Source organism: Bacteroidota bacterium (assembly GCA_016195025.1).
Lineage (GTDB): Bacteria > Bacteroidota > Bacteroidia > Palsa-948 > Palsa-948 > Palsa-948.
The window spans coordinates 1-8,423 of sequence record JACQAL010000066.1 but is presented as its reverse complement, the minus strand read 5'-3'; the positions used below and the strand labels follow the sequence as shown (position 1 = coordinate 8,423).

At 38.4% G+C, this 8,423-nt stretch carries 10 protein-coding genes and 1 riboswitch; of the genes, 8 read left to right on the top strand and 2 right to left on the bottom strand.

Annotation, left to right across the window (positions count from 1 at the left end; genetic code table 11):
* Positions 1 to 563 precede the first annotated feature (563 nt).
* Positions 564 to 753, top strand: a riboswitch (cobalamin riboswitch).
* Between the two features lie 184 nt (positions 754 to 937).
* From HY063_12890 to HY063_12855, 8 genes are all read left to right on the top strand, one after another.
* Positions 938 to 2,200: a T9SS type A sorting domain-containing protein gene (locus HY063_12890; GenBank protein ID MBI3502680.1), complete on the top strand. Its 1,263-nt coding sequence runs from the start codon at positions 938 to 940 to the stop codon at positions 2,198 to 2,200.
* 57 nt (positions 2,201 to 2,257) lie between these two features.
* Positions 2,258 to 2,833 (top strand): hypothetical protein, encoded by a 576-nt coding sequence (locus HY063_12885; protein MBI3502679.1) that lies wholly within the window; start codon positions 2,258 to 2,260, stop codon positions 2,831 to 2,833.
* A gap of 3 nt (positions 2,834 to 2,836) precedes the next feature.
* A complete protein-coding gene (locus tag HY063_12880; protein MBI3502678.1) occupies positions 2,837 to 3,787 on the top strand; it encodes a cobalamin-binding protein in 951 nt (316 codons plus the stop codon).
* Positions 3,762 to 4,451 (top strand): diphthine--ammonia ligase, encoded by a 690-nt coding sequence (locus HY063_12875; protein MBI3502677.1) that lies wholly within the window; start codon positions 3,762 to 3,764, stop codon positions 4,449 to 4,451. The genes HY063_12880 and HY063_12875 overlap by 26 nt, the downstream gene beginning before the upstream one ends.
* Entirely contained in the window at positions 4,448 to 5,194 is a 747-nt protein-coding gene (locus HY063_12870; protein ID MBI3502676.1) for a diphthine--ammonia ligase, read from the top strand. The genes HY063_12875 and HY063_12870 overlap by 4 nt, the downstream gene beginning before the upstream one ends.
* Before the next feature lie 113 nt (positions 5,195 to 5,307).
* Positions 5,308 to 5,538: a helix-turn-helix transcriptional regulator gene (locus HY063_12865; protein ID MBI3502675.1), complete on the top strand. Its 231-nt coding sequence runs from the start codon at positions 5,308 to 5,310 to the stop codon at positions 5,536 to 5,538.
* A 24-nt stretch (positions 5,539 to 5,562) separates the two neighbouring features.
* Positions 5,563 to 6,321, top strand: coding sequence for a hypothetical protein (locus tag HY063_12860; protein MBI3502674.1), 759 nt, complete (start codon positions 5,563 to 5,565; stop codon positions 6,319 to 6,321).
* An 81-nt stretch (positions 6,322 to 6,402) separates the two neighbouring features.
* A complete protein-coding gene (locus HY063_12855; protein ID MBI3502673.1) occupies positions 6,403 to 6,654 on the top strand; it encodes a hypothetical protein in 252 nt (83 codons plus the stop codon).
* A 162-nt stretch (positions 6,655 to 6,816) separates the two neighbouring features.
* Here the strand turns inward: HY063_12855 and HY063_12850 are convergent, their stop codons facing one another.
* Both HY063_12850 and HY063_12845 read right to left on the bottom strand, forming a co-directional pair.
* On the bottom strand, positions 6,817 to 7,005 hold the full coding sequence (locus HY063_12850; protein MBI3502672.1) for a hypothetical protein: 189 nt from the start codon (positions 7,003 to 7,005) through the stop codon (positions 6,817 to 6,819).
* Positions 7,006 to 7,553: 548 nt separating this feature from the next.
* Positions 7,554 to 7,823, bottom strand: a complete 270-nt coding sequence (locus HY063_12845; GenBank protein ID MBI3502671.1) for a hypothetical protein — start codon at positions 7,821 to 7,823, stop codon at positions 7,554 to 7,556.
* Positions 7,824 to 8,423 lie beyond the last annotated feature (600 nt).

The following is an 8,423-nucleotide window of genomic DNA, read 5'->3' as shown; positions in this document are numbered from 1 at the left end:
GAAGGTGACTTTTTTTCACCCAAAAGTGTCTCGATTACGACACGCTCTTTATAACTTAATCTGTGATAATTCTGTGTTTCCATACAACAAATCTACTAGGTCGATTTGTTGCGCTAAGTTCTTGAATTCGGGTGTCATTTTTTTTAATGGCTGCTAACGTTCCGCAAGTTGCCGTCTCGGGCGGAATAATGAAACGAATCATTGTCTGCCGAGACACAACAAAGATAAAAAGAATCACCGTCCTGTGAAAACGTCAGCCCGACTGGCGGCAACTTGCTGTTAGGCATTGCCGCTCTTATTTTCCTGTCCTTTGTTGTTGTCGAGGAATTGTCTGGTGAGATTATGCGGATTTGTCCGGTGAGAAACTTATTTGTCTGCGAAGACGGTTGTTTTTTATGCGAGATTGTCCGGCTGGCGCAACTGTCGAGCGAGAAATAGATTGTCTGCCCGCTTGCACAAAGGCACAAAAATGGCAAGCTCTTGCAGTGTGCAGAACTATAAAGGCATCTACAATTCACACTGCATGTGCTTGACATTTTGAATTTGCAAATAAAAAAACATTCGTATCTTGCACCCGTTTTGGTTTCCGATTTATCGGAATTAATAGGGAATCCAGTGAGAATCTGGAACTATTCCCGTAGCTGTAAGTCCTTTTAAATAGTTCTGACATCATTAGCCACTGTTCAAATTTAGAATGGGAAGGCGTCAGAAAGGGGACAAGTCAGAAGACCTGCCAACACAAAAAAACTGAAACCACATTCAGTTTTCCATTTACGCTTCGGGAAAAAGCGAAAGAGAAAACCAAATCCCGATTTCATCGGGATGATTTTCAATCTTTCATTTTTTCTGTTGTTGATGGTTTGTAAAAATCATTTATAACCGTTTGCTTTTTGGTGCGGTGGAACAACGGAAAGCAAACACAAAACAAAAAACAACAATGAAGAAAATTAAAAAAATGCTGTTAACCCTGATAATTTCAGGAGCAGCGCAGTGGGGTTTCGCACAATACACCCTACAACAAGTAATTGTGCTCAATGAAGGTCCTTGGGGCGGTCCCGTAACTGTTGGGAGTTACAATCCTGCTACACAAGTGTATCAGAATTTTGATACGCTGCAAGCACGATTCGCTTCCGATGTAATTATTGACAGCGGATTTATTTATGTTGCTGCCGATACTTTATTAGTAAAGTATGATTTGAACACCAAACAAAAATTGAATGTGCAGACAGTCAAAGGAATTCGTGAATTGGCAATTTGGAAAAATCAGATTCTTGTAACACGGGCAGAAAGCAGTCCGCTGCCTTCCTACTTTCAGGCATACAATAAAAACAATTTGAGTTTTATTTATGATTTGCCGAGTGTAAGTGAAAGATGTGCTGAAGTAAAAGTATGGAAGGATACCGCTTATGTGGCAGTCAACGGGTGGGGAACAGTTGGAAAATTAGCAATAATTAATTTGAACGGACAAAATGAAAACCGAGAAATTGATTTAGGTCCCGATGGACTGAATCCTGAAGCGGTTTTTGTGTCAAATGTCAACGGAAAAATTTACACGCAAAACAATCTTAACTGGACAGATGGTTCTGTAACAAAATATGATGGTGCAACAAGCGTTTTTGTCAACACACGCCTTAATCGATCTTCGGGTTGCAGCGGTTCTGAATACTATTTAAACAATGTTTATTTTCAAGCAAGCAACGAAAATAAAATTGGCGTGTTCAGCGCATCTGCACTCTATGTTTGGGATTCGTTGCTCGTCAATAAATCTCTCTATGGAATTGGTATTGATTCGGTGAATGCAAGAATTTATATCAGCACAACCGACTACACCACTTACGGAAAAGTATTCACTTATGATTTCTTCGGTGCATTGGTAGATTCCTTTGCAGTAAATGTTTCCCCCGGAACTTTTGCTTTTGATGTAAGAACTACAACAGGCATTTCCGAAAATAATTTTTCTTCCCATCTTTTACTTTACCCAAATCCTGTTTCCGATGAACTGCATATCGGATTCATTGACACAGAAAATGAAAAAGCAACAGTAACTTTAACTGATGTTTTGGGAAGAATAGTTTTTCAGAAACAAATCGCAACAAATATTCCCAATATACTTTCAATGACAAGTATTCCGCAAGGCGCATACTTATTAAAAGTGGAAACATCTTCGGGAATAACAACCAAGCAAGTTGTAAAACAATAATTATTAAATCAGCAGAGGTTTGAAATTTTCAGACCTCTGCTTTTAAAAATAAAAACTATGGAAAAGAAAAAAATCAATATCCGCTTTAGCGTTTTAATCGCAATGGTTTTAGCGGCAGCGTTCAGCCGTCTTATTCCGCATCCGCCCAATTTTGCTTCTATCGGAGCAATAGCATTATTCGGAGCAGCGTATTTTTCAAACAGAATTATTGCATTTATTATTCCGCTTCTCTCAATGTGGTTAAGCGATATTGTGATTAATAATACCATTTATGCTCATTACTGGAATCATTTTTGGATTATTCCAGACGGCTTTCCATTTAATTACTTTGCTTTCTTGCTCACAGTTCCGTTAGGGTTTTTATTGTTGAAAAAAATAAAAGTTGTAAATGTTATCGGTGCAAGTGTATTGGCTGCTATTTTATTTTTTCTCATTTCAAATTTCGGAGTGTGGCTTAATAATCCGATTTATCCTCAAAATATTTCAGGACTTATTTCTTGCTACGCGGTAGCAATTCCATTTTTCGGAAATACTCTTGCGGGAGATTTATTTTATTCAGCAATTTTATTTGGCGGGTTTGAATTGGCGAAATATACATTTCCAATACTGGCAAAATCAAAAACTGCAATTTAAGTAATGGAAAAAGAAATGCGAATCATATCATTACTGCCAAGCGGAACAGAAATTATTTATGCGTTAGGTTTAGGAAATTATTTAGTTGGTCGTTCACACGAATGTGATTACCCAAAAGAAGTTCAACAGCTTCCAATTTGCAGCCAGCCAAAATATCGTTCAGACGGAAACAGTGCAGAAATTAATAAAGCAGTAAAAACAATTTTAGAATTATCGCTTTCCATTTATAAAGTTGATGTTGAAAAAATTAAAGCATTAAAGCCAACTCATATTCTCACTCAATCGCAATGCGAAGTTTGTGCGGTCAGCACCGATGAATTGCAGGAAGCATTAAATGAATATCTCAAAGACAGCAGCATAAAAATTATTGATTCAAATCCTTCAACGCTTGAAAAGGTATTAAAAAATATTCAGGAAGTTGCCAATGCAACTGGTATCCCCGAAAGAGGAAAATCTTTGGTAAATCAAATGAATAATTCATTTAAAAAAATTCACACCAAGACAAAAAATCTTTCCAACAAACCGACAGTGGCGGATATTGAATGGATAGAACCTATTTTAGTTGGAGGACATTGGATGATGGAACTTATTGAAATGGCAGGAGGAACAAATTGTTTTCCCGATGAAAAAAAACGGTGGCTCAAATTTGAAAATATCATTGAAAAAAATCCTGATAAAATTTTTATAGCCCCTTGCGGATTCTCCATTCAAAGAACACTTCAGGAAATGTATTTTTTAGAAAATCGCTCAGAATGGAATACCTTAAAAGCAGTTCGCAATATGGAAATATATGTGTGCGATGGAAATAATTATTTCAATCGTCCGGGTCCAAGATTAGTGGAATCATTAGAAATACTTGCAGAAATCTTTCATCCCGAAATTTTTCCAAGCCAACATCATTTTATTGGTTGGACAAAACGATTAAGAATTGCCAATATTAAAAAAGATGAATAGTGCAGCAATATTATGGACAGGAGGAAAAGATTCCTGCCTTGCTTTATACGAAGCCAAGTTATCAGGTTATGAAATAAAATATCTCATCACTTTAGTTCCTGCCAATCCTAATTTTCTTGCTCATCCAATAAGTTTTATGAAACTTCAATCAGAAGCATTGCAAATTCCACATTTGATAATCGAAATTACAGAACCCTTTAAAGAAAGTTATATCAAAGCATTTCGCAACCTAAAAGAAAAATATTTCATTGATACTTTAATAACAGGAGATATTGATGAAGTTGAGGGACATTCCAACATTGTAAAAGAATGTGCGGATGAAACCAATCTTCAAGTGTTCCTTCCTCTATGGAAAAGAGACAGAAAAGAAATTATGAATAAATTTTTTGAGTATAACTTCCAATGGATTTTTTCATTGGTAAAAAAACCACATTTTACAAATGAATGGGTTGGAAGAAATTTTAATGAAACCTCCTATGCCGATTTACTTTTACTCGAAAATAAAAATGGAATTGATATTTGCGGTGAAAAAGGAGAATATCACACACTCGTTATAGACAATCCGTCTTTCACAAAAAAAATTCAAATAGAAGAATATTCTAAAAGAGAAAAAGATTCTATGCACTATATGAATATTGAAAAAATATCACTGCAAAATAAATGAACAATCGCAAAGCCATATTTAATTGGAGCGGAGGAAAAGATTCTTCTTTATGCCTCTATAAAATTTTGCAATCAAAAGAATACGATATAAAATATCTGATGACCTCAGTAAGTGAAAAATATAATCGCATCTCACAACATGGAGTCCGTGCCGAACTTTTAGAAAAGCAAACCGAAAGCATCGGAATTCCATTGCATAAATTAATAATGCCAGACAATCCCACAATGGAAATTTACAATGCAATGATGAAAAAAACTTTAACTGAATTTAAAGAACAGGGTATAAGTGATTCCATTTTCGGAGATATATTTTTAGAGGACTTGCGGAAATATAGAGAAACAAGATTAGCAGAAATAAATTTTTCAGGAATATTTCCATTATGGAAAATTTCAACGGTTCAATTAGCAAAAGAATTTATTGATTTGGGATTTAAGGCAATTATTGTTTGCGTTGATGAAAAACATTTAGACAAAAGTTTTGCAGGAAGGGAATTTGACCAATCATTTATAAATGACCTGCCTGAAAAAGTTGACCCTTGCGGAGAATACGGAGAGTTTCATTCATTTGTTTATGATGGTCCCATTTTTCAAAAACCAATTCCATTTACCAAAGGAGAAATCGTTTATCGTAAATATTCACCGCCAGTAAAAAAAGAAATTGATGATAAAAATTATTCTTGCGGAACAAATTCCGCTCATATCACAACAGGATTTTGGTATTCCGATTTAATTCCGATTAATTGATATGTCTGATAAATTAAAACCTCTTTCGGCAAACAAAGCCCCCGCGAATTCCGGGGGCTTTTTTATTTGTAGTGATAGTGTATTTACATCTGTTTCAAAGAAAATAATGTCTTTTGCATAATTATTTCACGCATACAACAAAACAAATTATAGGCAAGCGTATAAAAACTCTGCGAACGAAAAAAAAATTAACTCTTCAGGAATTAGCAGATAAAATCGGAGCAGACAGGCAGTATGTATGGAACATAGAAAACGGAGAAGTAAACCTTACACTTGATTATCTCGATAAAATAATAAATGCACTCAATGCCACGCAAGAAGAATTTATGAACATAAATTTTTAACCACAACTTTTAAAAATAATTTTTATGAAACAAACTCTTAAAAAAGCAAAAGTAGCTACCGATTTTCAGAAACTGAGCGCCAGCGACCTTGCCACCTTTGCCGATGGTACTGTAACAGGGCTTACAGGCAACGCAAATCTTCCTGCACCAACCATTGCGCTTGCCACTATCACAACACAAACCACTGCACTGCGCAATACTTTAAAGCTGATTGCTTCGGGCAACACTTCCAAAACCATCACCGCGCAGGCAGCCACACAGGCAAACGCGCTGATGCTTTCACTCGGCACCAACGGACACTATGTGGAAGACACGGCAAACACAATTGCTGCGGGCGATTTGAAAAAAGCAGAAGGAATAATTACAAGCAGCGGATACAAACTGAAAAAAAAAGCCACTCCTCACCCGCGCGATTTCGAGGTTGTTGAAACAGGACCGGGCTTTGTTCACCTGCGCGCCAAAAAAGCGAAGAAGGGAGCGGAAGGGCATATATGGAGATACGGAATTACCACCGCAAAAGGAACTCCTCCAACTACAGTCATAGTTCGTTTCACATTGGGAGCCGACATTATTATTTCTGACCTTGCAAGCAACACCGTAGTAGGAGCGCAGCACGCAAGCATACTGCCTGTGGCGCACACCAAAAAAACCGACCCTTCAAGCACTCAAACGAGCAAAACCGCCACGCAGGTTGCATTGAGCAAAACCCGCCATCCTATGTACAGCAATATGGTAGCCGACCCATATCAGTGGACAGATTTTATTTATGCGGTGATACCGTAGAAGAAGGCAGGAGTCGGAAGTATAAAGAAAGCAGAGGGATTTATATATCAGATCACCGGATGGATACATCCACGATTCGGATTGATAAAGGAAGTCGCTGTATTGATAAATCCGCACGCTGCACCTATACATCCGAATGCCGTATTGATAAATCCAAACGCTGTATTTTTACATCCGATTTCTGCCTGTATAAAGAAAGCATTCGGAATAATAAATCACGCGGCTTTCTTTATAAAGGAAGCGTTTGGATTTATAAAAGCAGGAGGTGGACTTAAAAATCCGAACAGTGGATTAATACTTATATACGCTGGATTGATAGACGGAAATTTTTAGGCGCGTGTTTTTGACCGCCCGTTTTTGCTCTTTGGCGCGCGCAGGCACGAGCACGCCAATGTGCAAATCTCGGGCGAACTCAAAAACCGTGACGAAAAATTGTGCAGGGGTTTGTATTTAATGCTGTCAGAACGAAAGCGACTGTCGAGCCGTGCGCAATTGTCAGGCTACAAAATTTTGCCCATGTATTTTGCTTTTGTATTTGATTTTACTGCTGTCGAGATTGGAGCAGTTGTCGAGCGATGAAGCAACTGTCACCCGTTGATTTTGTTGTTTTGTATTTTGCGATGAGAGAACGCGTAAATGTCCAACGGCAGTGCGGAACTGCCATGAGTTATCTTGTGCAGTCATTGTCTAACGTTGAAAAAGTGATTTAAAATTGCGTCATTGTCTGCCATTGATGCGCGGCTGCTGCGGTTATGCCTAACGCTCCGCAAGTTGGCGATGTTGCCGATTTACGGAGCGAAAAATTGTCTGACGAAATCGAAACAAAGATATGAAAACCGAAGCATAATGCAAGGATGAAAACGGCAATAGCGCCAACTTGCTGTTGGGCGTTCGTTGTTCTTTTTTGTCCTGCGTTGCTGTCCCGCTGCGCGAAACGATTTGTTAAAGGAGAAACTGTCAGTTGTGAATTTGTTTTTTGTATTTGAAAGTCCTGGCGAAACTGTCTTGCGGGAAAAGCGGTCGGCACAAGCGCAACTGTCCCGCTGATTTTTTTGTTGCTTGGCTGTTCGCGAATAAAGTTTTTGTGGTTCGGCTTTGCTCACCAACCATCTGCCGATGAACAGCGAAGAAGAGTTGCGAAATTGTCAGCCGATGTTTTTATTTTTCTTTTGTCCTTGCGAAACTGTCACCCGATAAAACCTGTCGGAATAAAAGCAATTGTCCTGATGAAATTATTTTTTCTCGTTGTCTTTCTCGTATTTAATTTTTGCGTCAATGCCTGCCTTGATAATTGTCAACGCTGTCACGGAGAAATTGTCCAAGTTGGTGTCGGCAAATGATTGCTCGTTGTCCTTGATGAAGGCGATGAGTTCTTTTTTTAATTCTTTGTCGTTTTTCATTGTCAAACCGTTTAAGAGCAGCGAAATTGTCCACGAAGATAGTTGAATTGCTGCTAACGTTCCGCAAGTTGCCGTCACGGGCGGGAATGAAAAACGATTCATTGTCGCCCGATGCAGTACAAATCTATGAAAAAATAAACTGTCTGCGAGCAAGTCCGCCCGCATGGCGGCAACTTGCTGTTAGCATCAGTTTCTTCGGTCGTGGCAGTCCACCGATACATATGCTCCAACGAAGAGAGTAACTGTCTGACGAGAAAAATTGTCGTGGAAGAAATTGTCAGTGAAGGACTGTCACACTGAAGAAACTGTCCATGCGTTATTTTCTTTTCTGTACAAGCGCGCGAAGTAGTCCAACGAGAAAAACTATCAAGCCCGCAAGTAATAATAAAAGTCCTATCGCAGCTGTCAATAAGAAAGAGTCGTTTCCGCCAAATGCAACGGTGTCTGGCGGATTGTTTGAGTTAAATAAATACTCAACTGTCACGAAGAGGCTGTATGTGAGGAGCAGTCCAAGAAGAATTAGTCCAAAGTGCCAGAAACCAATTTTGTTGGAAATTTGTCTACCGATTTTGTCCATGATAAAATAGCACAAGGTTGTCAGGGCGGACAAAATTGCAATTGGAAGACAAAAGTGTCTGTAATCAATAATAACATAGGTGTCGTGCAGGTTAATGTCAATTGTCGTGGCGGGAAGAAGAAAAG

Bases quoted from the DNA above. Each gene is read 5' to 3' on its own strand.
- HY063_12890 (MBI3502680.1), top strand. From the start codon at position 938: ATGAAGAAAATTAAAAAAATGCTGTTAACCCTGATAATTTCAGGAGCA.
- HY063_12885 (MBI3502679.1), top strand. From the start codon at position 2,258: ATGGAAAAGAAAAAAATCAATATCCGCTTTAGCGTTTTAATCGCAATG.
- HY063_12880 (MBI3502678.1), top strand. From the start codon at position 2,837: ATGGAAAAAGAAATGCGAATCATATCATTACTGCCAAGCGGAACAGAA.
- HY063_12870 (MBI3502676.1), top strand. From the start codon at position 4,448: ATGAACAATCGCAAAGCCATATTTAATTGGAGCGGAGGAAAAGATTCT.
- HY063_12860 (MBI3502674.1), top strand. From the start codon at position 5,563: ATGAAACAAACTCTTAAAAAAGCAAAAGTAGCTACCGATTTTCAGAAA.
- HY063_12850 (MBI3502672.1), bottom strand. From the start codon at position 7,005: ATGACTGCACAAGATAACTCATGGCAGTTCCGCACTGCCGTTGGACAT.
- HY063_12845 (MBI3502671.1), bottom strand. From the start codon at position 7,823: ATGAATCGTTTTTCATTCCCGCCCGTGACGGCAACTTGCGGAACGTTA.